The organism is Azospirillum sp. B2RO_4, from assembly GCF_051124815.1.
GTDB lineage: Bacteria > Pseudomonadota > Alphaproteobacteria > Azospirillales > Azospirillaceae > Azospirillum.
This window is the reverse complement of the sequence record NZ_CP118488.1, coordinates 317,720-341,279: the sequence shown is the minus strand read 5'-3', so window position 1 is coordinate 341,279 and position 23,560 is coordinate 317,720. Positions and strand designations below refer to the sequence as shown.

The following is a 23,560-nucleotide window of genomic DNA, read 5'->3' as shown; positions in this document are numbered from 1 at the left end:
GCCGAACTTGCGGAATTCCGTGACTGACCGGCGCACGAACGGGGTGCCGTCCGGCGCGATCCGCTGAGCGCCGGGCGGGGGCCGGACTGACGGACCCCGCGCAGGAATAGGGAACCAAATGCGTAAAAGGGCGGCCGACGGATGTCTCCGCTGGCCGCCCCTTTGTTCGTCAACCTACGATGTCAGACGTTCAACAGCAGGTTTTCCCGTTCCCAGGAGCTGATGACGCGGTTGTAGGCCTCATACTCCGCCTCCTTCACGCAGGCGACGGCCTCGATGAAGCGTTCGCCGAGGATTTCCTTCAGCGGTTTGCAGGCGTTGAACTTGGTCAGCGCCTCCGACTGGTGGCGCGGCAGGGTGAAGGCGAGCCGGTAGGCGGAGCCCTTGATCGGGTCGTTCGGCTCCAGCCCCTGGATCATGCCGATATAGCCGCAGGCCAGCGACGCGGCGATGGCGAGATAGGGGTTGGCGTCGGCGCCGGCCACCCGGTTCTCCACCCGGCGGGCGTCGGGCTGGGAGACGGGAACGCGCAGGCCGGTGGTGCGGTTGTCGCGGCCCCAATGCACGTTGATCGGCGCGTCGGAGTTGGGGACCAGCCGGCGGTAGCTGTTGACGTTGGGCGCCAGCAGCGGCATCGCATAGGGCAGGTATTTCTGCAGCCCGGCGATGTGCGACATGAACAGGGCGCTGTCGGTGCCGTCGGGGTTGGCGAACAGGTTGCGGCCGCTGTCGGTGTCGACCACGGACTGGTGGATGTGCATGGCGCTGCCCGGTTCGCCCTGCATCGGCTTCGCCATGAAGGTGGCGTAGATGTTGTGGCGTATCGCCGCCTCGCGCGCCGTGCGCTTGAACAGGAAGGCCTGGTCGGCCAGCTCCAGCGCGTCGCCGTGGTTGAAGTTGATCTCGATCTGGGCGGCGCCGGCCTCGTGGGTCAGGGTGTCGATGTCGATGTCCTGCTTCTCGCAGAAATCATAGACCGCCTCGAAGATCGGGTCGAATTCGTTGACGGCGTCGATGCCGAAGGCCTGCCGCCCGCTTTCCATCCGGCCGTTGCGCCCGACCGGCGGAACCAGCGGGTAATCGGGGTCCTTGTTGACCTGGACCAGGAAAAATTCCAGCTCCGGCGCCACCAGCGGTTTCCAGCCACGCTCCTCGTAGAGCGACAGCACGCGCTTCAGCACATGGCGGGGAGAGACGTCGACCGGCTTGCCGTCGGCATAGACGCAGTCGGTGATGACCTGGGCCGTCGGCTCGTTGTACCAGGGGACGAAGCGGATCGTGCGTTCGTCCGGGATCATATAGATGTCGGAATTCTCGTCCGAGGTGATGTCCTCGTCGTCGGGGAACTCACCGGTCACGGTCTGGACGAAGATCGCCTCGGGCAGGCGCAGGCCGCGGTCGCGCAGGATGCGGAGGAACTTCTCGGCGGGGACGATCTTTCCCCGCGCGATGCCCGACATGTCGGGCACAAGGCATTCGACTTCGGTAATGCGGTTCTTCTTGATGAAGTCTTCCATAAAACCCATGGGTATGGCGGACCGCTCCGGGCGATGGGCAGCCCCCTCCGTGCTGTGAACGACAGCGACACTATGACGCCGTTCCGGCGGGACGCGCCAGAGGCTTCCGCATGATGCTTTGGTGAAACATCTGCCTTTCCGTTGACCTCCCCCATCGGCTGGGCCTTAACTGCCGCCATGCCGAAAGCCACATACCTGAACAGCTGGTACGCGGCCTCCGCCGCGCCCCGTGCCGACCGCCCGACCCTGGAGGGGGAAGCCGCCTGCGACGTCTGCATCGTCGGCGGCGGCTACACCGGCCTGACCGCGGCGTTGGAACTGGCGGAACGCGGATTCGACGTCGTCCTGCTGGAGGCGGAGCGCTGCGGCTGGGGGGCGTCGGGCCGCAACGGCGGACAGATCATCACCGGCTACAACAAGCCGATGGCGGCCATCGAGAGCTGGATCGGCAAGGAGGACGCCCGCCGCCTGTGGGAATTCGGCGAGGAGGCCAAGGCCCAGCTGGCCGAACGGGTGGAGCGCCACGCCATCGCCTGCGACCTGACCTGGGGCTTCGCCTATGCCGCGCTGAAGCCGCGCCACATGCAGGATGTCGCCGCCCTGGAACGCGAGATGCGCGACGACTACGGCTATGACCGGGTGCAGCGGCTCGACCGCGCCGGCATCCGTGCCCATGTCGGCAGCGACGCCTATATCGGCGGCCTGCTGGACGAGGGCAGCGGTCATTTGCACCCGCTGAACTACGCTCTCGGCCTCGCCCGCGCCGCCGATGCCGCCGGGGTGCGCATCTTCGAGAACAGCCGCGTCCTCGCCATGGACAGCGGCGCCGCGCCCTGGGTCCGCACCGAACGCGGCAGGGTGACGGCGAAGCACCTGATCCTGGCCGGCAACGCCTATCTCGGCCGCCTTGCGCCGGCGCTGGACCGCAAGATCATGCCGGTCGCCACCTACATGATCGCCACCGAACCGCTGGGCGAGGAGCGGGCGCGCGCCCTGCTGCCGACCAACATCGCGGTGTCGGACATGAAGTTCTCGCTGAATTACTTCCGCCGCTCCGCCGACCACCGGCTGCTGTTCGGCGGCGGCGTCAGCTATTCGGGCGTGGACGCGCCGGGGCTGAAGCAGGCGATGCGGCTGAAGATGCTGGCGATCTATCCGGAGCTGAAGGACGCCCGCGTCGAGTATTTCTGGGGCGGGCGGGTCGCCATCACCATGAACCGCATGCCGCATCTGGGCCGGCTGTCGCCGACGACGCTGTACGCCCACGGCTATTCCGGCCATGGCGTGGCGCTGGCCGGCATGGCCGGGCGGCTGATGGCGGAGACGGTGAGCGGCACCGCCGAACGCTTCGACGTGTTCGCCCGCATCCCCCATATGCCGTTCCCCGGCGGGCGGCGATTCCGCACGCCGGCGCTGGTGCTCGCAATGATGTGGTTCCGTCTGCGCGATCTGCTGTAGGCTGCGCAAGCAATCGACAGCCCCCTCCTCCGGCCTTTGAGTCCCCTCCCCGCCCATGACCGACACCTCCAGCAGCGACGAGACCACCCCCTCCTCGGAAGCCGTCCCGGAGACGGACACCAATCCGGACGCTGCCCCCGACTCCGGCATCGCCGAAAAGGCCGCGCAGGAGAATGTTCTGGTCCAGCCGATGCGGGACACGCATTTCGATTTCCAGCACAAGGTCTTCAGCCTGCCCGGCGCCTTCTTCTGCCAGGAGCCGAACAGCAAGGAACCGGTGCTGAACATCCTGCTGGGCGACCTGAAGGCGGCGCTGGCCTTTCCCACCCTGATGGAGTCCTTCCAGATCGAGGACGGCACCCACGACGCCCGCCTGCTGGAGATCATCGAACAGGGGCTGGCCTTCGTGAAGCAGATCCGGCCGGGCGAGGAAATTCCGGGCGAATTGCTGGACGGCCGCGCCTCCTGGTCGGTGGAGGACAGGCACCGCATCACCGCCAAAGGGCGGCTGACCATGCAGATCGTCTCCTCCTTCACCGGCAACGAGATCATCGTTTCCGACCAGTCGCAACTGGAACAGCTGTTGGATGATCCGCAGACACACGAGAAGATGAAGGCGGCCTTCGCCAAGATCGCCGAGCGGCTGAAGCTGACCACCAACGCCGAACAGTATCTGACCGACCGCATCGACGATCTGGCGCAGGAGCTGTCCTACATCGAGGCGCTGCGCGACCGCTTCAGGCACATCCGGCGCATCGATCAGGCGATGGCGAAGCTGGCCACCATCTATCGCACCGACCGGACCTTCTGCAGCGAGCTGAACCGCATGCAGGGGCTGATCCGCAAGCCGCTGCGCGAATACGACATGATCTTCGATCAGGCCGACGCCCAGACCGGCGACATCGTCGGCGCGCTGCGCAACTTCCACCCCACCGTCCAGTTCATCCGCAAGATCCGCGACGATCTGCGCGCCAAGTTGCTGGAATGGGAGGAACTGCTGCAGGGCTGGGACGAAATCACGATGGAACGCTCGCCCAAGGTGGAGGCGTTGCAGAAGCAGACCTACCGGTTCCTGGCAAGCCGCTACATCGAAACGACGGTGTGGAAGCGGGGCGGATAAACGAAAGGGGCGCCGCCAGCCGGCGACGCCCCCTCCATCACTTCAAACGCAAGACTTACCAGCTCTTCGCGCGGGCCGCCGGCTTGCCGTTGCCGTGGGCTTCACGGCGGGCATGAGCATGGTCCGGGCGCGAGTCGCCGCGGTGGTTGTCGTTGCGGGCATAGTCCGGACGCGGGCCGCGCGGGGCGTGCGGACCCTTGGACTCGCCGTTGCGGTGCCACGGCTTGCCGCCGCCACCCGGACGGCCGTTGCGGCCGGCCGGACGGCCGGCGCCACCGGTGGTGAAGGGACGCGTCGGCTCCAGGCCGGGCACCACATGCACCTCAAGCGTCGCCTTCGTGTAGCGCTCGATACGGACCAGGGTCTCGCGGTCGGCGCGGGCGGCGAAGGAGATCGCAACGCCCGAGGCGCCGGCGCGGCCGGTGCGGCCGATGCGGTGGACATAGTCCTCCGCCGAGCGCGGCAGGTCGAAGTTGATGACGTGGGTGATGTCGCGCACGTCGATGCCGCGGGCGGCGACGTCGGTGGCGACCAGCAGGCGGACCTGACCGGTGCGCAGACGCTGGAGCGTGCGGTTGCGCTTGGTCTGGTCCATGTCGCCGTGCAGGGCGGCGGCGGCATGGCCGGCGGCGCTCAGCTCCTCGGCCAGCGTGTCCGCATCACGCTTGGTGGCGGCGAAGATGATCGCCTTGCCGACCTCTTCCTGGGCGGCGAAATGCTGCAGCAGGCGGCGCTTGTGGTCGAGGTCGTCGGCATGGTGCAGACGCTGTTCCACGTTGATCGCGGTCGCCTGGCTCTCGACGGCCACGCGCTCCGGATTGCGCAGCAGGTTGCCGGCCAGATGCGCCATGCGGCGGTCCAGCGTGGCGGTGAACAGCAGGGTCTGGCGCGTCGGCGGGCAGCACTTGGCGATGGTCTCGACATCGTCGAGGAAGCCCATGTCCAGCATGCGGTCGGCCTCGTCGAGGATCAGCACCTCGACCTCGTCCAGCGCGATGCGGCGGCGGGCAACGTGGTCCAGCAGGCGGCCCGGGGTGCAGACCAGAACGTCGACCGGGCGCGACAGCAGGCGCAGCTGCTCGCGGTAGGGCATGCCGCCGACCACGTCCACGATGTTCAGCTTCATGAACTTCGCGTACTTGCGGGCGGCGTCGGTGACCTGCTTGGCCAGCTCGCGGGTCGGGGCCAGAACCAGCACGCGCGGGGTGGCGGCGCCGTTCAGCGGCAGCTCGGCGGTGCGGGTCAGCGCCGGCAGCATGAAGGCGGCGGTCTTGCCGGTGCCGGTTTCGGCGGTGGCGAGGATGTCGCGGCCCTGCAGCGCCGGCGGAATGGCGGCAAGCTGGACCGGGGTCGGGGTGGTGTATTCGAACGCCTCGAGGGCCTTCAGGACGAGCGGGTGCAGGCCGAGTTCGGAAAACGTCAAGTCGTAACAACCTTCTCAAAGCAACACGGCACGGCCCCGCGCGCCCCGATGGCGGGCGTGGGACATACCGGCGGACTCGCCGGGAGGAGGTCGATAGAGGGAGAGGCGTCTATCCGATGCAGCGGCCAGAGCGTCCCTAGAACCCTGGGACGTTTGCCCCCAAGGGGGCTGCCGTTGCGCAATCAGCGCGTCTCGCTCAAGAGACGCGCGAGCCTCCAGCGATCAAGACGCCCTACATAGGCTATTGCGCTGCACAAGACAAGTCCCATCGCAGAACGAGCCCCGCGTGCGTCACTTGACGACCATGCGTTCGATGTAGATGTCGCGGATCAGGCCGGTCCCCGCCTCGCGGTTGACGGCGTCCCTGATGCGCCCCTTCAGGAAGGCGGCCGAGCCGGGGCCGGTCAGGATTTCGCTGTCGGTTTGGCCGACGGTCTGGAACAGGCGGTCGGCGATGCGGTCCTGGTAGCGCAGGACGCGGTCGGGCTCGATTTTCGGCGCCAGCACCAGCGAGACCTGCATCTCCACCGCCCGCGACGCGCCGAGGGGCACCTCCATGGCCGGCAACTGCGCCAGCCGCGGTTTCGGCCCCATCCGCGCCTCGATCCGCCGCTGTTCAAGGATGCGGTCCACCGCGATGCCGCCGCCATAGGCCAGCCCGGCCAGTGTCAGCAGCGAGATCAGGACGACGATCAGCAGGCGGGTGGGATGCGCCGCCTCCGGGTGGGGTTCGTGGCGCACCGACAGTTCGTCGCGCACCCGGTCGGGCGGCGGGGTCGGGTACGGCGTTCCGTGCAGCGTGCGATGCGTGGCCATGGTCGGCCTCATCCGGAGCGGCGGGGGCATCAGTGAGCGTAGTGCGGCGGGGGTTAAGATTCGGTGGAGGGCGGCTGCCCGACGCCCCTCACCGCACGCAGTCCGCCAGCCCGTCCCGCCGCACCACCGCCATCCGCCGCTCGATCACCCCCGCCCGGCGGGCGACATAAGGGCCGGGGCGGGACGGCGACCAGTTGCGCGGGTTGGGCAGCACCACCGCCAGCAGCGCCGCTTCGCGCCGGGTCAGGGCCGCCGCGGATTTGTGGAAATGATGCCGCGCCGCGGCTTCGGCGCCATAGACGCCGTCGTCCCACTCCACGATGTTCAGATAGACCTCCAGAATGCGGCGCTTGCTCCACAGGCTTTCGATCAGCAGGGTGAACCAAGCCTCCGCCCCTTTGCGGGTCCAGCTGCGGTCGGGCCAGAGGAAGGCGTTCTTGGCGGTCTGCTGGCTGATCGTGCTGCCGCCGCGCAGGCGCTTGCCCTCCTCATTGTCCTCGAAGGCATCCTCGATGGCCGCCCAGTCGAAGCCGCCATGGCCGCAGAAGCCGGTGTCCTCCGACGCGATCACCGCCTCTGCCAGGGCCGGCGAGATGCGCTCCAGCGGTTCCCAGTCGCGCGACAGGCCGGAGCCGCCCAGCGCCCGGATCAGCATCAGCGGCGTGGCCGGCGGCGGCACGAAGCGGTAGACCGCCGCCCACAGAATGGTGAAGGCCATCAGCCCCGCCGCCCCGATCAGCGCCCAGCGCAGCAGTTTCCGCATAAGGTCCCGTCTCCGCTCGGCTCCGCAGGACTTCCCTCAATGGGGGTGAAGCGGCGGGCCGTCAACATCCGGCACTCGCTTTGCGGCCTGCCGCCGCCATATAGTGCCGCCGATGGACCTGACCGCCGACCCCACCCCGCTCCACAGCCTTGACGATGCGCCCGCCATGGTGGCCGGCGCGCGCCGCGTCGTGTCGCTGACCCTCGACGGCGAGGTGGAGGAGCTGTCGCTGGCCGCCGCCGCGTCGAAGGTACGCCACCAGCCGCCGCTGGTCTGCCATGCCCGCGCCTTCGCCCGCCGGCTGGGGATCGACGGCTTCCCGGCCTTCGACGTGCTGGAACTGTTCGCCTTCGTCCACCCCGCCCGCTTTTGCGTCCCCACCCCGCGCGGCATCGCCGAGGCGCTGGACCTGCCCACCCCCGACGGCCACGAGGCGGAGGCGCTGGCCCTGCAGCGCGCCGTGCGCCGCCTGCTGGGCGATCTCGGCGCCGCCGGACGCGAGGAGTCCTCCGACCCCGTCGCCTTCGCCTGGGAGATGGGGCGCGCCGGCTGGCCTTGGGCGTCGGCCGTGCTGGCCGCGCTCGGGAAGCCCGACGGACCGGAGAAGGGTGCCGCGCGCTCCGGCCTGCGCGTCTGGACCCGCATCAAGGAGTGGGAGGAGGGCGCGCCCCCGCCGCCGCCCGCGCAGAATCCTGTCGATCCGGACGAGGCGCGCCGCCGCCTCGCCGCCATGCTGTCCGCCAATGTGCCGGGCAAGGTGGCGGAGCCGCGGCCGCAGCAGGCCGATTACTCCAGCGCGGTGTCGGCCGCCTTCGCCCCGCGCCAGCTTCCCGACACCCCGAATGTCGTGCTGGCGGAGGCCGGGACCGGCGTCGGCAAGACGCTGGGCTATCTGGCGCCCGCAACCGTGTGGGCGGAGAAGAATGGCGGGACGGTGTGGATTTCCACCTACACCCGCAACCTCCAGCACCAGATCGACGCGGAACTGGACCGGCTCTATGCCGACCCGGCGACCAAGGCGCGCAAGGTGGTTCTGCGCAAGGGGCGCGAGAACTACCTGTGCCTGCTGAACCTGGAAGAGGCGGTGCGCGCCATGCCCTTCCAGCCGCACAACGCCATCGGCGTCGGGCTGATGGCGCGCTGGGCGGCGGCGACGCGCGACGGCGACATGACCGGCGGCGACTTTCCCGGCTGGCTGGTCGACATCGCCGGACGCGGCCCGACCATGGGGCTGGCCGACCGCCGCGGCGAATGCATCTATTCCGCCTGCGACCATTACGCCCGCTGCTATGTCGAGAAGAGCATACGCCGCGCCCGCCGGGCCGACATCGTCATCGCCAACCACGCGCTGGTGATGGTGCAGGCGGCTCTCGGCGGCGGCGAGGAGCCGACTCTGCCCAGCCGCTATGTCTTCGACGAGGGGCACCATGTCTTCGACGCCGCCGACAGCGCCTTCGCCGGCCACTTGACCTGCCGCGAGACGCAGGAACTGCGGCGCTGGCTGCTGGGCGCCGAGGAGACCGGCCGCAGCCGCGCCCGCGGCCTGAAGCGCCGGTTGGAGGACATCGTCGCCGGCGACGAGGAGGCCCTGCGCCATCTCGACGACATCCTGATGGGAGCCCGCGTCCTGCCCGGCGACGGCTGGTCAGCGCGTCTGGCCGCCGACAACCCGCAGGGGCCGACCGAGCGCTTCCTGCTGCTGGCCCGCCAGCAGGTCTATGCCCGCACCGCCGGCCAGGGCGGCCCCTACAGCCTGGAGGCAGACAAGGCCTATCCGGTGGACGGGCTGCTGGATGCCGCGGCGGAGCTGGAACAGGCGCTGGTCCGCCTGTCGGAACCGGTGGAGGCGCTGGCCCGTCGGCTGGCCCAGCGTCTGGAGGACGAGAGCGCCGAACTCGATTCCGACCAGCGCCGCCGCATCGACGCGCTGTCGCGCAGCCTGCACCGCCGCGGCACCCTGACGGTGGAGGCGTGGCGCGCCATGCTGCGCACCCTGCCGACCGAGACACCGTCGCATTTCGTCGACTGGTTCGCGGTGGAGCGGATCGACGGCCGCGACGTCGATGTCGGGCTGTACCGCCACTGGGTCGACCCGACGGTTCCCTTCGCCGAGGCGCTGGCCGGTCCCGCCCATGGGCTGGTGGTGACTTCCGCCACGCTGACCGACGGCACCGGCGACATCGGCCAGGACTGGCGCGCTGCGGAGGACCGCTGCGGCGCCACCCACCTGCCGGCCCCGGCGATCCGGGCGCAGGTCCCCTCCCCCTTCGACTACCCGAACCGCACCCGCGTCTTCGTGGTCAACGACGTGCGCAAGGACGATCTGGGGCAGGTATCGGCGGCCTACAAGTCGCTGTTCCTGGCGGCGGGCGGCGGCGGGCTCGGCCTGTTCACCGCGATCAGCCGCCTGCGCGCGGTGCGCGACCGCATCGCCGAGCCGCTGGATCAGGTCGGCATCCCGCTCTACGCCCAGCATGTCGATCCGCTCGACGTGTCCACCCTGATCGACATCTTCCGCAACGAGGAGCACGCCTGCCTGCTCGGCACCGATGCGGTGCGCGACGGGGTGGACGTTCCGGGCCGCTCGCTTCGCCTGATCGTCTTCGACCGCGTGCCCTGGCCGCGCCCCGACATCCTGCACCGCGCCCGCCGCGACGCCTTCGGCCGCCGCCGCTACGAGGACATGATCACCCGCCTGCGCCTGAAGCAGGCCTTCGGCCGCCTGGTCCGCCGCGCCGACGACACCGGCGTTTTCGTCCTGCTCGACCCGATGATGCCGAGCCGGCTGGCCGGCGCCTTCCCCGAGGGGGTGGAGATGCGGCGCGTCGGGTTGAAGCAGGCGGTGGAGGAGACGGCGGAGTTCCTGCGGGGGTGGTGAGGCGTAAGCTCACCCCCCGGGCGCATACACCGCCAGCAGCGCCGACAGCGTCACCACGCTCAGCACCGTCGAGACCAGGATCGCCGAGGAGGTGCGCTCGACGTAGGTCTGGTACTGGCTCGCCACCACGAAGGTGAGCGCGCCGGTCGGCAAGGCTGCCAGGATCACCGCGCTGCCGGTCCAGAAGGGGTCCATCGGGAACAGGGTCTGCGTCAGCACCCAGGCCAGCGCCGGGTGGACCAGCAACTTCAGCGCGCTGATCCATCCCGCCTCGGCCAGTCCGGCGGTCAGGCGTTGCGAGGCCAGGAACAAGCCGATGGCGAACAGCGCGCAGGGACCGGCGGGGGAGCCCATCAGTTCGCAGAAGGTGGCGATCGGCTTCGGCACCGCCACGCCGGGCAGCAGCGCCGACCAGGCGAGGCCGGCGGCGGTGGACAGGATCAGCGGGTTCTTCGCCAGCGCCCGGCCGACGTCGCGCAGCGCCTTGCCCAGCCCGCCGCCGTGGCTGTTGGCGAACTCCATCCAGATCACGGCGATGCCGACCATGATGGCGCTCATGATGACGGTCGCCAGGATGGTGGGGGCGAGATGGTCCGGGCCGAAGGCGGCCAGGAACAGCGGGATTCCCATGTAGCCGGTGTTGGAAAAGGCCGAGTTCAGCCCCTGCATGCACTGGATCTGCGTGCGTTCCCGGTACAGCAGGCGGCCGATGATCGCGCCCAGCGCGTAGACCAGCAGCATCGACCCCAGGAAGGCGCCGATGAAGGGGCCGTTGAAGATCTCGGGGATCGACCGCCGCGCCGTGCCCAGGAACAGCACCGGCGGCAGCGCCATCCAATAGACGAACTTGTTCAGCGCCTCCGACGAGGCGGCGCCGAGCAGCTTCGACTTCCCGGACAGGAATCCGGCCAGAATGATGGCGAATACGGGAAATGCGACATTGAGGACGACGTTCATGGTGCGCGACAATAGGCAGACCCAACCGTCGCGTCGAGCGGCCGACCTCTCCGCGCCGAGCATGGCACCCTTGACGCCGCGCAGGCGGCGTTCGAGATTGCCAACCCGACTTGCGACCACTCCCCAGGGGAGACCGCTTCATGAGAAAGCCGACCGACGCCATGATCGACCACCACAGCGCGCTCATCTACATCATGGTCCTGGTGTCCGCCTGCGACGGCGACATGACCGACCCTGAACTGGAAGCCATCGGCGAGAATGTGCGCTACCTCCCGATCTTCAAGGACTACAGCGGCGATCAGGTGATGGCCGCGACGCGCGAATGCACCGCCATGCTGTCGGACAACGACGGGCTGGACACGGTGCTGACCATCGTCGAGCAGGCGCTTCCGCCGAAGCTGCGCGAGACCGCCTATGCTGTGGCCTGCGACATCGCCGCCGCCGATCCCAAGGCCTCGCAGGAGGAGTTGCGGATGCTGGAGCTGATCCGTCACCGGCTGGGAGTCGACCGGCTGTGCGCAGCCGCCATCGAACGCGGCGCCCGCGCCCGCCACATGCGCCTGTGACCGTCTTCCTTTTTTTCTGAAAGCACCGACATGACCGAAGAGACCCTCCGCCCCGACCTCGCCGGCCAGCGCATCGGCTTCATCGGGCTCGGCCTGATGGGCAAGCCGATGGCCCGCGCGCTCGCCCGTGCCGGCGCGGAGCTGGTGGTGACCAGCCGCAGCCCCGGCCCGGTCGCCGAGATGGCGGCGGAAGGCATGATCGCCGCCACCGGCCCCGCCGCCGTCGCCGGGCAGGCCGGAACCATCGTCCTGATGCTGACCGACACCGCGGCGGTGGAAGCGGTGGCGGCGGCTCTGCTGCCGGTCCTGCGCCCCGGCCATCTGGTGATCGACATGGGCACCACCGCCGTCGCCGCTACCCGCGCGCTGGCGGAGCGGGTCGCCGCCACCGGTGCGGAGTGGCTCGACGCTCCCGTCTCCGGCGGGACGGTGGCGGCCGAGGGGGCGATCCTGACCATCATGGCCGGCGGGACCGAGACCGCCTTCGCCCGCGCCCTGCCGGTGCTGCAGGCGATGGGCCGCCGCATCACCCATGTCGGGGCCAGCGGCGCCGGCCAGATCGCCAAATCCGCCAATCAGGTCATCGTCGCCCTGACCATCGGCGCTGTGGCCGAAGCCCTGGCGCTTGCAAAAGCGGCCGGCGCCGATCCGGCCAAGGTGCGCGACGCCATCCGCGGCGGCTTCGCGGAATCCCGCATCCTCGACCTGCATGGCGGCCGCATGGTCAGCGGCGACTTCACCCCGGGCGGCCGCGTCACCACCCAGGTCAAGGATCTGCGGCAGGCGGAGGAACTGGCCCAGCAGTCCGGCATCGACCTGCCGACTCTCGGCCTGTCGCTTGAACTGTTCGAGATGCTTGTCGACCAGGGCGACGGCGGGCTGGACCATTCCGCCCTCTACCGCCTGTTCGCGCGCTGATCCCGGAAGGCGGAGCATAACGCTCCGCCATTCCCGTCCATTGCGGCGGAGAGCCGCTTTGCGTAAGTTTCTTGTCAAAACGGTTGAGGATACGCGCCGCATCGTCCATTCTCCCGGCTTTCCACAGGGCGGCAAAACACTGCCGGTCCTTATGTCTCTACAGGTCAGGCGGCGATGACGGGCGAGCGCATCTATCTCTACGACACCACGCTGCGCGACGGGGCGCAGACCCAGGATGTGGATTTCTCGGTCGCCGACAAGATCGCGATTGCCAAGGACCTCGACCGGCTGGGCATCGACTACATCGAAGGCGGCTGGCCGGGCGCCAACCCGACCGACGACCAGTTCTTCGCCGAGGCGCCGGAGCTGACCCGCGCCACCTTCACCGCCTTCGGCATGACCCGCCGCCCCGGCCGCAGCGCCGCCAACGACCCGCAGCTGACGGCGCTGGCGCAGTCGCGCGCCAAGGCGGTGTGCATGGTCGGCAAGACCTGGGATTTCCATGTCGACGTCGCGCTGAACATCCCGCGCGAGGAAAATCTCGACCTGATCCGCGACAGCATCGCCGCGCTGCACGCCGCCAAGGGCGAGGCGCTGTTCGACGCGGAGCATTTCTTCGACGGCTACAAGCGCAACCCGGCCTATGCGGTCTCCTGCATCAAGGCGGCCTTTGATGCCGGGGCGCGCTGGATCGTGCTGTGCGACACCAACGGCGGCACCCTGCCGCACGAGGTCGACGCCATCGTCCGCGAGGTGGTGGAGAGGCACGGAATCCCCGGCGACCATCTCGGCATCCACTGCCACAACGACACCGAGAACGCCGTCGCCAATTCGCTGGCGGCGGTGCGGGCCGGCGCCCGCATGATCCAGGGCACCATCAACGGTCTGGGCGAGCGCTGCGGCAACGCGAACCTCGTCTCGCTGATCCCGACGCTGATGCTGAAGCTGGGCTACGAGACCGGCATCCGGCGCGAGGATCTGCCACTGCTGACCCAGCTGAGCCGCGCCTTCGACGACCGGCTGAACCGCGCCCCCAACCGCCACGCCGCTTACGTCGGCGCGAGCGCCTTCGCCCACAAGGGCGGGCTGCATGTCTCGGCGGTGGAGAAGGACCCGTCCTCCTACGAGCATGTGGCGCCGGAGGCCATCGGCAACCGCCGCCAGATCGTCATGTCCGACCAGGCCGGCCGGTCCAACCTGATCGTGCGGCTGCGCGACATCGGCATGGCGGTGGACGCCAATGACGACCGGCTTGCCGGCCTGCTCGATCTGGTGAAGCAGCGCGACAGCGACGGCTATGCCTACGACACGGCGGAGGCCAGCTTCGAGCTTCTGGTCCGTCGCGAGCTGGGCGAGGTGCCGCGCTTCTTCGAACTGCTGCGCTTCCACGTCACCGACGAGCGCCGCTACAACGCCGTCGGCAAGATGGTGGTGGAATCGGAGGCAGTGGTGCGCGTGCGCGTCGGCGAGTCCGTGCGGATGGAGGTGGCGGACGGCAACGGTCCGGTGCATGCGCTGGACGTCGCCATGCGCAAGGCGCTGGAGCCGGTCTATCCGGCGCTGGCCAAGGTCAGCCTGTCCGACTACCGCGTCCGCATCCTGGCGGCCAAGGACGGCACCGGCGCCATGCCGCGCGTGCTGATCCGCAGTGCCCGTACCGATGGAACAGAATGGTCGACGCTGGGGGTGTCCACCAACATCATCGAGGCGTCGATGGAGGCGCTGGTGGACAGCTACGTCTACGCGCTGATGAAGAGCGACGCGAAGCCGGTGTGAGGGAATCTGCCCTCTCCCGCCCCGGGAGAGGGAGGGGACCCACGAAGTGGGGAGGGTGAGGGGGCGGCCAAGCATCCCGAACCGCATGGTTCCTTGGATCACCCCTCACCCTTCCCACCGCTGCGCGGCGGGCCCCTTCCCTCTCCCGGGGCGGGAGAGGGAGCCTTACGGACTTCCCACCACGGCGATGTTCTGTTAGCTAAAGCGGTTTCGGGGCGCTCGCATTCACGCGGGGTCGGCTCCGGTCATCAGCGCCCGTATTGCCGCGGGTCCGCTCTCGGAGGAACATCGCCATGCTCTGGCTCGCCGCCTATATCGGCAGCATTCTTGCCATCAACTATGCCTTCAGCCTGTTTCCGCACCTGGATCTGGTCTGGTCCTGCTGGGCCGGCCTGATCTTCATCCTGCGCGACATGGTGCAGGTGCGCTTCGGCCATTGGGCGCTCGCCGCCATGCTCAGCGGCACCGTGCTGTCCTATCTGCTGACCGATCCGTTCGTCGCCACCGCCAGCGTCGTCGCCTTCGCGGTGTCGGAAATGATCGACTGGGCGGTCTTCACCATCACCCGTCGTCCGCTGCGGGACCGGCTGTGGATCAGCGCCGCCCTGTCGGTGCCGGTCGACACCGCCATCTTCTTCGGCATGCTGGACGTCTGGGACCCCGCCGTGTGGGCCGCCAGCTTCGCGTCGAAGCTGCTGGGCGTGTCGGTGGTCTGGCTGCTGATGCGCACGCGCGACGGCCGGATGCCGGTCACGGCGTAACCAGCCCCCCTCGCCCTCTTCCGCGTTCCATGGCGGAAGGGGGCAAGGCGTCTCACGCCACCCCGCGCAATTCCTCGGCACGGCTGAGATCGACGCTGACCAGCTGCGACACGCCGCGTTCCACCATCGTCACGCCGAACAGGCGGTCCACCCGCGCCATGGTCAGGCGGTGGTGGGTGATGATGAGAAAGCGGGTGTCGCCCTGCTTCGCGATGTCCTCGACCAGATCGCAGAAGCGGCCGACATTCGCCTCGTCCAGCGGGGCGTCGACCTCGTCGAGCACGCAGATCGGCGCCGGGTTCGACCGGAAGACGGCGAACAGCAGCGACAGCGCCGTCAGCGCCTGCTCGCCGCCCGACAGCAATGAGAGAACCTGCAGTTTCTTGCCCGGCGGGCTGGCGTAGATCTCCAGACCTGCATTCAGCGGATCCTCGGCGTTGACCAGCTCCAGATAAGCCTTGCCGCCACCGAACAGGCGGGTGAACAGCTCCTGGAAGTCGCGGTTCACCACGTCGAAGCTGGCGACCAGACGCTCGCGCGCCTCGCGGTTCAGGCTGGAGATGCCCTGGCGCAGGCGGGCGATGGCGGCGGTCAAATCCTCGCGCTCGCCATGCAGTCCGGTGATCTGGGCTTCCAGCTCCTCCGCCTCGATCTCGGCGCGCAGATTGACCGGCCCCATGTTCTCGCGTTCGCGGGTCAGCTTGTCGAGACGTGCCTCCACCGCGACCGCATCCGGCATCGGTTCGGCGGGGTCGAGGTCGGCGGCGGCGCGGGTGTCCTCCGGCCGGCAGTCCAGCCGCTCGGCAATCCGTTCCGTCAGGGTGCGTTCCTGCTGCTGGGCGGCCGAGACCGCGGCTTCGGCGCGGGCGCGGGCCTCGCGGCCATCGGCCAGCGCTGCTTCGGCGTCGTGCAGGGCCTGCTCGGTCCCGGCCAGCCGGGATTCGGCCTCCGCCAGCGCGTCGGCGGCGCGTTTGCGGTCGCGCTCGGCCATGGCGATGCGGTCGAGAAGCTCCTGGCGTTCCGCCGCGATCGCGGCCGGTCGGCCGGACAGCGCGGCGATCTCGCCCTCCGCCTCTGCTGAGCGCTGGCGCAGTTCGGCGACGCGACCACCGGCTCCGGCGGAGCGTGTGTCCCAGGACGCGGTTTCGGACTGGATGGCGGCAAGACGCTGGCGGCGCGCCTGCGCCTCGCGGGTCAGGCGGTCGAGCGCATTCTGCCGCTCGGCCAGAACGGCGCGGCGCTCGGCCAGTGCGGCGCGCTGGTCGTTCACCCGCTCCCGCCCTTCGCGCGGGTCAGGCAGCGACTCCAGCAGCTCCAACGCCTCGTCCCGGCGGGCGGCGGCCTCAAACTCGTCGGCGGCAAGCCGCTCCACCGCCTCCACCAGGGCGGCGAGACGGGAGGACGCGGCGTCGGCCTCGCGCGCCAGCTTGGCATGGCGGTCGCGGGCGGCGTTCAGCGCGGCGAAGCCCTCGCGCACGGCGTCGCGGGCGCGGCGGTCGGCCTGGGCGGCTGCCTCCACCGCCAGTTTGGCGGCGTCGAGCGCCTCGCGCGCCAACTCGACCTGTTCCTCGGCAAGCTCCAGTTCGCCGCGCAGTTCGGCCAGCCGGTTGCGCTGCTTCAGCCGGATGGCCGCAGCGGTCGGGGCGCCGGCCTGGACGGTCAGCCCGTCCCAACGCCACGCCCCGCCGTCGCGGCTGACCAGCACCTGCCCCGGCGCCAGCGTCGCGGCCAGCACCACCCCCGCACCGGCATCGGTGACCACGCCGATATGGGCGAGCGCGCGGGCGGCGGCCGGCGGACCCTGCACATGGTTCGACAGCGGCTCCGCCCCTGTGGGCAGCGGCGCCACCGACTCATAGGCGGGCAGCATCCGCCAATGCACCGGCGCCGCCATGTCCAGCGGAGCGGTCAGCGCATCGCCGAGCGCGGCGGCGAGCGCCCCCTCATAGCCGGGCGACACCGTCACCGCATCGACCAGCGGCGGAAACTGTCCACCCGCCCCGGCCTCCAGCAGTTCGGCCAACGCCCGTTCCTCGGCGCGCAGCTTGGCACAGGCGCTATCGGCGGCGGACAGCGCCTCACGGGCGCGGGACTGCGCCGGCTCGGCCTCCACCTTCGCCAGTTCGGCGGCCTCGGCGGCGTCGCGGGCCTGCTCCAGCCGCTGTTCGGCCAGCTCGACCGCCAGCTCTGCCTCCGACAGGTCGGCGCGGGCGGCGATCTCCGCCTCCAGGGCGGCGCGCTGGGCCTGCTGTTCGGCCAGCCGCTTGGCGAGGCCGGCGGCGCGGGTTTCCAGCTCGGCGGCCTGACGCTGGGTGGCGGCGCGGCGGGCCTCGTCGGTGGCGACCGCCTCTGTCAGGCGGGTCAGTTCGCGGTCGAGCGCATCGACCTGCTCGCGCGCTTCGGCCAGCGCCTCGGCGGCGGCCTCTTCCAGCATCTCCTCGTCGGATTGCGCCGCGATCAGTCGGTCGCGTTCGGCCATCAGCCGGGCCAGCGCCTCGCCAGCATCGGCGGCCAGCGCCTCCTCGCGGCCGAGGTCGCCGGCGATCTGACGCAATCGGGCCTCCAGCATGCGCTGCTGGTCGGCGACGCGCTTTTCCTCGGCGTCGAGCTGTTCGCGGGCGATCACCAGCCTTTGCAGGGCGGATGCCGCCCGCGCCTCGTCCTGGCGCTTGTCGGGCAGGCCGGCGGCGGCCTCGGTGCGGCGGGCGGCCAGCTGGTTGACGGCCAGCATGCGGTCGCGCACCTCGGCCTCGGCGGTCGCGAAGGCGGCATGGGCGCGGGTGCGCTCCTCCTGCGCGGCGAGCCAGCGCAGGTGCCACAGCACGGCCTCCGCCTTGCGGATCTGGTCGGACAGGTTGCGGTAGCGGGCCGCCTGCCGCGCCTGTTTCTTCAGGCTCTGCAGCTGGGTGTCCATCGCCCCGATCACGTCGTCGAGGCGGGTCAGGTTGGTTTCCGCCGCCTTCAGCCGCAGTTCGGCCTCGTGCCGGCGGGAATGCAGGCCGGTGATGCCGGCGGCCTCCTCCAACAGGGCGCGGCGGTCCTGCGGCTTGGCCGAGATGATCTGCGCCACCTTGCCCTGGCTGACCAGCGCCGGGGAGCTCGCTCCCGACGCGTTGTCGGCGAACAGCAGCTGGACGTCGCGCGCCCGCACCAGCTTGCCGTTGATGCGGTAGTCGGAGCCGGAGCCGCGCTCGATCCGGCGGGTGATCTCCAACTCGTCATGGTCGTTGAATCCGGCCGGGGCGGTGCGCGACCGGTTGTCGACCGCCAGCGTCACTTCGCCCAGATTGCGGGCCGGCCGGCTGGAGGTGCCGCCGAAGATGACGTCGTCCATGTCGTCGCCGCGCATGCGCTTGGCCGACGTCTCGCCCATCACCCAGCGCAGCGCCTCCACCAGATTGGACTTGCCGCAGCCGTTGGGACCGACGATGCCGGTCATGCCGGGTTCGATGACCAGATCCGTGGCATCGACGAAAGACTTGAAACCCGACAGGCGGAGACGCGTGAACTGCACTGGGAAAGAACCTTTGGTGTACTGGGCTTTGATGTGCGGGAACTGGACAAGTCTTGCCCCCTCCCCGACCCTCCCCCGCTCTCGCGGGAGAGGGAGTTGAGTACAAGTGCGGCGGAGTTCCCTCTCCCGCGAGAGCGGGGGAGGGTTAGGGAGGGGGCATTACTGACAAAGACCTTCCAAACTGCCTTACTTCAACAGCTTGTCGATCGCCTTGGAGAACTCCTCGAACGACTGGGCGCCTTCGATGCGGGCCTTGCCGTCGTTCAGGATGAAGGTCGGGGTGGCTTCGACCTTGTACTGGTTCTGGCCGGTCAGGCGGCTGCCCAGGATGGCGTCGGCCAGCTCCTTGTTGGCGAAGCAGGCGTCGATGGTCTCCTGGCTCATGCCGGCCAGCTTGCCGTATTGGGCCAGCGCCTTGGTCGGGTCGGCGGCCCGGCTCCAGGTCGACTGGCTCTTGAACAGCACGTCGGTCAGCGGATAGTAGCGCTCGGCCGGCGCGCAGTGGGCCAGCATGCTGGCGGTCAGCGCCGCCTGGTCGAAGGGGAAGTCGCGGAAGATCAGCTTCACCTTGCCGGTGTCGATGTAGGCTTCCTTGATCTTCGGCAGGATGTCGGTGTGGAAATGGGCGCAGTGCGGGCAGGTCATCGACGAATAGTCGAGGATCGTCACCGGCGCCTTGGGGTCGCCCATGACGCGGTCGGTCATCATTTCCGACACCGGCGGCAGGGTGGCGGCGGCGCTGGCGGCCGACGGGGCCGTCACGGCGGTGCCGATGGCGGCGGTGAAGCCGATGGCCAGAAGGCCGGCCAGTCCGAAGTCCCTGCGTCCCAAAATTTTGCGGTTCACTTTGCCCTCGTTCCTACCAGATGTTGACGTATAGACAATGAGGCCCCGGCGCGTCCAGCAGGCCGGCTACCGCGCCGCCCGTTTCGGCCGTGCCATCAGCGAGCGGCCGAAGCGTTCCAGGGTGGCGCGCAATTCCTCGTCCTCGATGGCCGCGGTGGTGGTGGTGATGCCGATCTCCTCGTCCATCGTCAGGGCGCGCGGGCGCACCACCGGCGACGGCGTGGACGGCAGGGCCGCGTGGATCAGCTTGATCTTCGCCACCGCGCGATAGCCGAAGAAGCTGTTGATGCGCTCGATGATCTGCGGTTCCAGATGCTGCAGTTCCAGCGCGATGGCGCCCATGGCGCGGATGTGAAGGGTCGCCTCCTCGCGCTTGCCGCGGGGGAAGCTGAGCTTGTCGGGGGCAGTGCGCAGCGACAGCTGGTGGCCGACGATGGACGGCCAGTCGGTGATCAGCGCGCCGAAGGCAAGTCCGCGCTTGCCCAGCACCTTGCCGGCGACCTCCGGAACGGATTGGCCGATGCGACGCGGTCCGGTCATGCTCTGCGATCACTCCTGTGCGGCCCCGGCTGAGGCACCGGTTCCGGGTCATGTGGGATGCCGGCACCCTAGCGCAAGCGTGGGCCGATGCCCAGCTTCCGACCAGAGACCGGACCGGCTCCCTTCCCCAGACGCTCCGGACCCTCTATTTCTTCCCATCATGATTCCAGATTCCACCGAGGCCGCCCGGCGGCTGTTGTCCTGGTACGACCGCCACCGCCGCGACCTGCCCTGGCGCGCCAAGCCGGACGAGACCGCCGATCCCTATCGGGTCTGGCTGTCGGAGATCATGCTGCAGCAGACGACCGTCCCCGCCGCAGCACCCTATTTCCGCAACTTCACCGAACGCTGGCCGACCGTGCGCGATCTCGCGGATGCGCCGCTGGACGATCTGCTGGTGGCCTGGGCCGGGCTCGGCTACTACGCCCGGGCGCGCAACCTGCACAAATGCGCCCGCGTGGTGGCGGGCCAGCATGGCGGCCGCTTCCCGGACAACGAGGCGGCTCTGCTGGAACTGCCGGGCATCGGCGCCTACACCGCGGCAGCCATCACCGCCATCGCCTTCGGCCGCAAGGCCACCGTGGTGGACGGCAATGTCGAGCGGGTGATCGCCCGCATCTTCGCGGTGGAGGAGCCGCTACCGAACGCCAAGCCGAGCTTACGCCGGCTGGCCGCCACCCTGACTCCGGAGTTCCGCCCCGGCGACTATGCCCAGGCGATGATGGACCTCGGCGCCACCATCTGCACCCCGCGCAAGCCGAAATGCATGCTGTGCCCGTGGGCGGACTATTGCGAGGCGCGCGCCGCCGGCATCGCCGAAAGCCTGCCGCGCAAGGCCGCCAAGGCGGAGAAGCCGACCCGGCGAGGCGTCGCCTATTGGCTGCTGAACCCCGACGGCGCCGTCCTGCTGCGCCGCCGGGCGGAGGAAGGGCTGCTGGGCGGCATGGCGGAGGTGCCATCGACCGCCTGGGGACCGGATTTGCCCGGCGAGGCGGCGGTGGCGGCGCAGCAGCCCCTGCCCGCCCGCTGGCGCCGGCTGCCCGGTCTGGTCCGCCATACATTCACCCATTTTCACCTGGAGCTTGAGGTGGTCGTGGCGCAGGCCGGGACCGATTGGCCGCAGGCCGACGGCACCTGGGTGCCGGTCGACCGGCTGGGCGACCATGCCCTGCCGTCGGTGATGGTGAAGGTGGTGCGCCACGCCCTTTCCAATGCGTGAGGAGGGATGGCGCAGGATGGAGTGCCGATAGGAATGCTGCGTGCCGTGATCGCCGTGATGGTCCTCCTGCTGGCCCTGTGCGGCGAGGCGCTGGCCGCGCCAGCCGAGAAATCTCCGGAGAAGAAGGCAGGGGTGGCGCTGGTGCTGGCGCTCGACGGCTCCGCTTCCATCACCACCGGCGACCTGGAGTTCCAGTTGCAGGGCCATGCCGCCGCCTTCCGCGATCCGGCGGTGGCCGAGGCGCTGGCCTCGGCCGGGACGCGGGTGACGCTGGCGGCCTATTCGGGGCCGAACAGCCTGCGGGTGCTGATCCCCTGGACCGTGCTGGACAAGCCGGAGGATGCCGGGCGCTTCGCCGACCGGATCGACGCCCTGCCCCGCGGCTTCCAGGGCGACTCGACGGCGCTCGGCAGCGCCATCATCGAGGCGGCGAAGCTGTTCGACCATGGCGGCAAGGCGCCGAGGCAGGTGATCGATCTGGTTTCCAACGGCTTTTCCAACAGCGGGATCGATCCGGCCGACGCGCGCGACCGGGTGACGAAGCGCGGAATCATCGTCAATGGCCTCGCCATCCTCGACGAATTCCCCTGGCTGGAGGAGTATTTCGACGAGAGCGTGATCGGTGGGCCGGGCAGCTTCGTGAAGAGCGCCATGGACAAGGACAGCTTCGTCGCCGCCCTGCGGCAGAAGCTGATCCTTGAAATGGTGGCCCTGCCGGATCACATGCCGAACCAAAGCGCTGCCACGCCTTAGGCGGCCCATAAGAATGCAAGAGGAGCGGGACGAGTGGAGCGCGTCGATTTTCTGGTGGTCGGGGCCGGCATCGCCGGGGCGTCCGCCGCCTATGAGCTGGCCGCACAGGGCTGGGTGCTGGTGCTGGAACGCGAATCGCAGCCCGGCTATCACTCGACCGGCCGTTCGGCGGCGCTCTACACCCAGACCTACGGCCCGGCGCCGATCCGTGCCCTGACGGTGGCGAGCTGGGATTTCTACACCAACCCGCCCGCCGGCTTTACCGAGCACGCGATGCTGACCCCGCGCGGCGTGATGATCATCGGGCGCGAGGACGAGATCGACCGGCTGGATGCCGAGTACGAGCAGGGCCGGCGGCTCACCCCCTCGGTGGAGCGGTACGACCGCGAACAGGTGCTGGCGCGCGCCCCCTTCCTGCGCCCGGACTATGTCGCCGGCGGCGTCTGGGAACCGGATGCCCGCGACATCGACGTGCATGCCCTGCACCAGGGTTACCTGCGCGGTCTGAAGGCGCGCGGCGGCCGGGTGGTGACTGATGCCGAGGTGCGGGCGCTCACCCGACAGGACGGGCTGTGGGTGGCGGAAACGAGCGTTGGCAGCTTCGCCGCGCCGGTGGTGGTGAATGCCGCCGGCGCTTGGGCGGACGAACTGGCGAAGCTGGCCGGAGTCGCCACCATCGGGCTGGTGCCGAAGCGGCGCACCGCCATCACCTTCGATCCGGTGTTCGAGGATCCGGCCGACAAGACCGGGCTGGACGGCTGGCCGATGGTGTCGGACGTGGCCGAGACCTTCTATGTGAAGCCGGATGCCGGCCGGCTGCTGGCCTCTCCCGCCGACCAGACGCCGATCGAGCCCTGCGACGTGCAGCCGGAGGACATCGACGTCGCCGTCACGGTGGACCGGCTGGAACAAGCGTCGCGCTTCACCGTTCGGAGATTGGCCCACCGTTGGGCCGGCCTGCGCAGCTTCGTCGCCGACAAGGTGCCGGTGGTCGGTTTCGCGCCGGATGCGGAGGGATTCTTCTGGCTGGCGGGCCAGGGCGGCTACGGCATCCAGACCGCGCCGGCCATGGGCCGGACGGCGGCGGGGCTCGCCACCGGCCGCGGCCTGCCGGAGGATGTGCGGGCGCTGGGCGTGACCGAGTCGGACCTGTCACCGGCCAGGAAGCGATAGACCGGTTCAAGCCGTGGGACGGAGGAGGCGTGCGATGTTTGTGCGTCTGGAATCAGTTGGACGTCTGGCATCACAAGGGTATGCGGCGAGGAAGGTTCTCGGCGTTGCGGCACTGGCCGCCGCCGGGGCGCTCGGCGGCTGCGCCAACCCCGCGGCGGACGAGGCGCTGGTGGCGCAGACCGCGCTGATCGGCATGCCCAAGGCGACGCTGCTGTCCTGCGCCGGGGTGCCGGAACGGCAGGCGACCGTCGACAACCGCGAGTTCTTCACCTACCGCAGCTCCCGCATCGTCTCCTACCCCAGCACGCCGCCGCTCGGCTATTACGGCGGCTGGGGATGGCCCAGCTACGGTTACGGCTATGGCTGGCCGTCATATGGTTATGAAGTCAACAGCTTCGACTGTGAAGCAACCTTCAGTTTGAGAAACGGTGTGGTCGAGCGCGTCGTGTATGGCGGCGCCAGCGGCGGGTCCACGCGACTTGGTCAATGCTATGCCATCGTCCAGAACTGCATGGCGCTGATTCCGCAGCGGACAATCAAACCAAGTCCTTGATTTCCTTGT

General features: G+C 69.5%; 19 protein-coding genes. 11 read left to right on the top strand and 8 right to left on the bottom strand.

Translation table 11 applies throughout. The features are described 5' to 3' along the window. Positions 1 to 182 precede the first annotated feature (182 nt). Positions 183 to 1,526 (bottom strand): glutamine synthetase family protein, encoded by a 1,344-nt coding sequence (locus tag PWS46_RS22300; RefSeq protein ID WP_434623045.1) that lies wholly within the window; start codon positions 1,524 to 1,526, stop codon positions 183 to 185. 168 nt (positions 1,527 to 1,694) lie between these two features. Here PWS46_RS22300 and PWS46_RS22295 point away from each other — a divergent pair, with 168 nt between their 5' ends. Then, complete coding sequence (locus PWS46_RS22295; RefSeq protein ID WP_434623043.1) at positions 1,695 to 2,975, top strand: NAD(P)/FAD-dependent oxidoreductase; 1,281 nt, start codon at positions 1,695 to 1,697, stop codon at positions 2,973 to 2,975. 55 nt (positions 2,976 to 3,030) lie between these two features. Further along, on the top strand, positions 3,031 to 4,095 hold the full coding sequence (locus PWS46_RS22290; RefSeq protein WP_434623042.1) for a hypothetical protein: 1,065 nt from the start codon (positions 3,031 to 3,033) through the stop codon (positions 4,093 to 4,095). 55 nt (positions 4,096 to 4,150) lie between these two features. Here the strand turns inward: PWS46_RS22290 and PWS46_RS22285 are convergent, their stop codons facing one another. The 3 genes from PWS46_RS22285 to mtgA all read right to left on the bottom strand — a co-directional run bounded on the left by PWS46_RS22285 (position 4,151) and on the right by mtgA (position 7,097). Beyond that, complete coding sequence (locus PWS46_RS22285; protein ID WP_434623040.1) at positions 4,151 to 5,518, bottom strand: DEAD/DEAH box helicase; 1,368 nt, start codon at positions 5,516 to 5,518, stop codon at positions 4,151 to 4,153. A 291-nt stretch (positions 5,519 to 5,809) separates the two neighbouring features. Further along, positions 5,810 to 6,334, bottom strand: coding sequence for a flagellar basal body-associated FliL family protein (locus tag PWS46_RS22280; protein ID WP_434623039.1), 525 nt, complete (start codon positions 6,332 to 6,334; stop codon positions 5,810 to 5,812). Between the two features lie 88 nt (positions 6,335 to 6,422). Continuing rightward, positions 6,423 to 7,097: a monofunctional biosynthetic peptidoglycan transglycosylase gene (mtgA, locus tag PWS46_RS22275; protein WP_434623038.1), complete on the bottom strand. Its 675-nt coding sequence runs from the start codon at positions 7,095 to 7,097 to the stop codon at positions 6,423 to 6,425. A 112-nt stretch (positions 7,098 to 7,209) separates the two neighbouring features. On the opposite strand from mtgA, the gene PWS46_RS22270 reads away from it, so the two are divergent. Next, a complete protein-coding gene (locus PWS46_RS22270) occupies positions 7,210 to 9,975 on the top strand; it encodes an ATP-dependent DNA helicase (protein ID WP_434623037.1) in 2,766 nt (921 codons plus the stop codon). Positions 9,976 to 9,984: 9 nt separating this feature from the next. Here PWS46_RS22270 and PWS46_RS22265 read toward each other — a convergent pair whose 3' ends face one another. Then, a complete protein-coding gene (locus tag PWS46_RS22265; protein ID WP_434623036.1) occupies positions 9,985 to 10,932 on the bottom strand; it encodes an AEC family transporter in 948 nt (315 codons plus the stop codon). A 140-nt stretch (positions 10,933 to 11,072) separates the two neighbouring features. Here PWS46_RS22265 and PWS46_RS22260 point away from each other — a divergent pair, with 140 nt between their 5' ends. The 4 genes from PWS46_RS22260 to PWS46_RS22245 all read left to right on the top strand — a co-directional run bounded on the left by PWS46_RS22260 (position 11,073) and on the right by PWS46_RS22245 (position 14,953). Then, a complete protein-coding gene (locus PWS46_RS22260) occupies positions 11,073 to 11,498 on the top strand; it encodes a tellurite resistance TerB family protein (RefSeq protein WP_434623035.1) in 426 nt (141 codons plus the stop codon). A gap of 30 nt (positions 11,499 to 11,528) precedes the next feature. Continuing rightward, positions 11,529 to 12,416: an NAD(P)-dependent oxidoreductase gene (locus PWS46_RS22255; RefSeq protein WP_434623034.1), complete on the top strand. Its 888-nt coding sequence runs from the start codon at positions 11,529 to 11,531 to the stop codon at positions 12,414 to 12,416. Positions 12,417 to 12,590: 174 nt separating this feature from the next. Further along, positions 12,591 to 14,192, top strand: a complete 1,602-nt coding sequence (gene cimA, locus PWS46_RS22250; protein WP_434623033.1) for a citramalate synthase — start codon at positions 12,591 to 12,593, stop codon at positions 14,190 to 14,192. 293 nt (positions 14,193 to 14,485) lie between these two features. Continuing rightward, positions 14,486 to 14,953, top strand: a complete 468-nt coding sequence (locus tag PWS46_RS22245) for a preQ0 transporter (RefSeq protein ID WP_434623031.1) — start codon at positions 14,486 to 14,488, stop codon at positions 14,951 to 14,953. A 52-nt stretch (positions 14,954 to 15,005) separates the two neighbouring features. Here PWS46_RS22245 and smc read toward each other — a convergent pair whose 3' ends face one another. The 3 genes from smc to PWS46_RS22230 all read right to left on the bottom strand — a co-directional run bounded on the left by smc (position 15,006) and on the right by PWS46_RS22230 (position 19,853). Continuing rightward, the gene (gene smc / locus PWS46_RS22240) at positions 15,006 to 18,467 is read right to left on the bottom strand and encodes a chromosome segregation protein SMC (protein ID WP_434623525.1); all 3,462 of its coding nucleotides are present in this window, start codon (positions 18,465 to 18,467) and stop codon (positions 15,006 to 15,008) included. Positions 18,468 to 18,653: 186 nt separating this feature from the next. Next, the gene (locus tag PWS46_RS22235) at positions 18,654 to 19,313 is read right to left on the bottom strand and encodes a DsbA family protein (protein ID WP_434623523.1); all 660 of its coding nucleotides are present in this window, start codon (positions 19,311 to 19,313) and stop codon (positions 18,654 to 18,656) included. Positions 19,314 to 19,379: 66 nt separating this feature from the next. Next, on the bottom strand, positions 19,380 to 19,853 hold the full coding sequence (locus PWS46_RS22230) for a DUF721 domain-containing protein (protein ID WP_149233104.1): 474 nt from the start codon (positions 19,851 to 19,853) through the stop codon (positions 19,380 to 19,382). A 160-nt stretch (positions 19,854 to 20,013) separates the two neighbouring features. Between PWS46_RS22230 and mutY the strand changes: the two genes are divergently transcribed. Genes mutY through PWS46_RS22210 form a run of 4 tightly spaced genes read left to right on the top strand, consistent with a single transcriptional unit; the run spans position 20,014 to position 23,551 of the window. Further along, positions 20,014 to 21,072 (top strand): A/G-specific adenine glycosylase, encoded by a 1,059-nt coding sequence (gene mutY, locus PWS46_RS22225; protein ID WP_434623522.1) that lies wholly within the window; start codon positions 20,014 to 20,016, stop codon positions 21,070 to 21,072. 33 nt (positions 21,073 to 21,105) lie between these two features. Beyond that, the gene (locus tag PWS46_RS22220; protein WP_434623521.1) at positions 21,106 to 21,825 is read left to right on the top strand and encodes a DUF1194 domain-containing protein; all 720 of its coding nucleotides are present in this window, start codon (positions 21,106 to 21,108) and stop codon (positions 21,823 to 21,825) included. 33 nt (positions 21,826 to 21,858) lie between these two features. Continuing rightward, complete coding sequence (locus PWS46_RS22215; protein WP_434623520.1) at positions 21,859 to 22,998, top strand: NAD(P)/FAD-dependent oxidoreductase; 1,140 nt, start codon at positions 21,859 to 21,861, stop codon at positions 22,996 to 22,998. A gap of 34 nt (positions 22,999 to 23,032) precedes the next feature. Then, positions 23,033 to 23,551 carry a hypothetical protein gene (locus tag PWS46_RS22210; RefSeq protein ID WP_434623519.1) on the top strand — a complete coding sequence of 173 codons (519 nt, stop codon included), beginning with the start codon at positions 23,033 to 23,035 and terminating at the stop codon, positions 23,549 to 23,551. Positions 23,552 to 23,560: the final 9 nt, after the last annotated feature.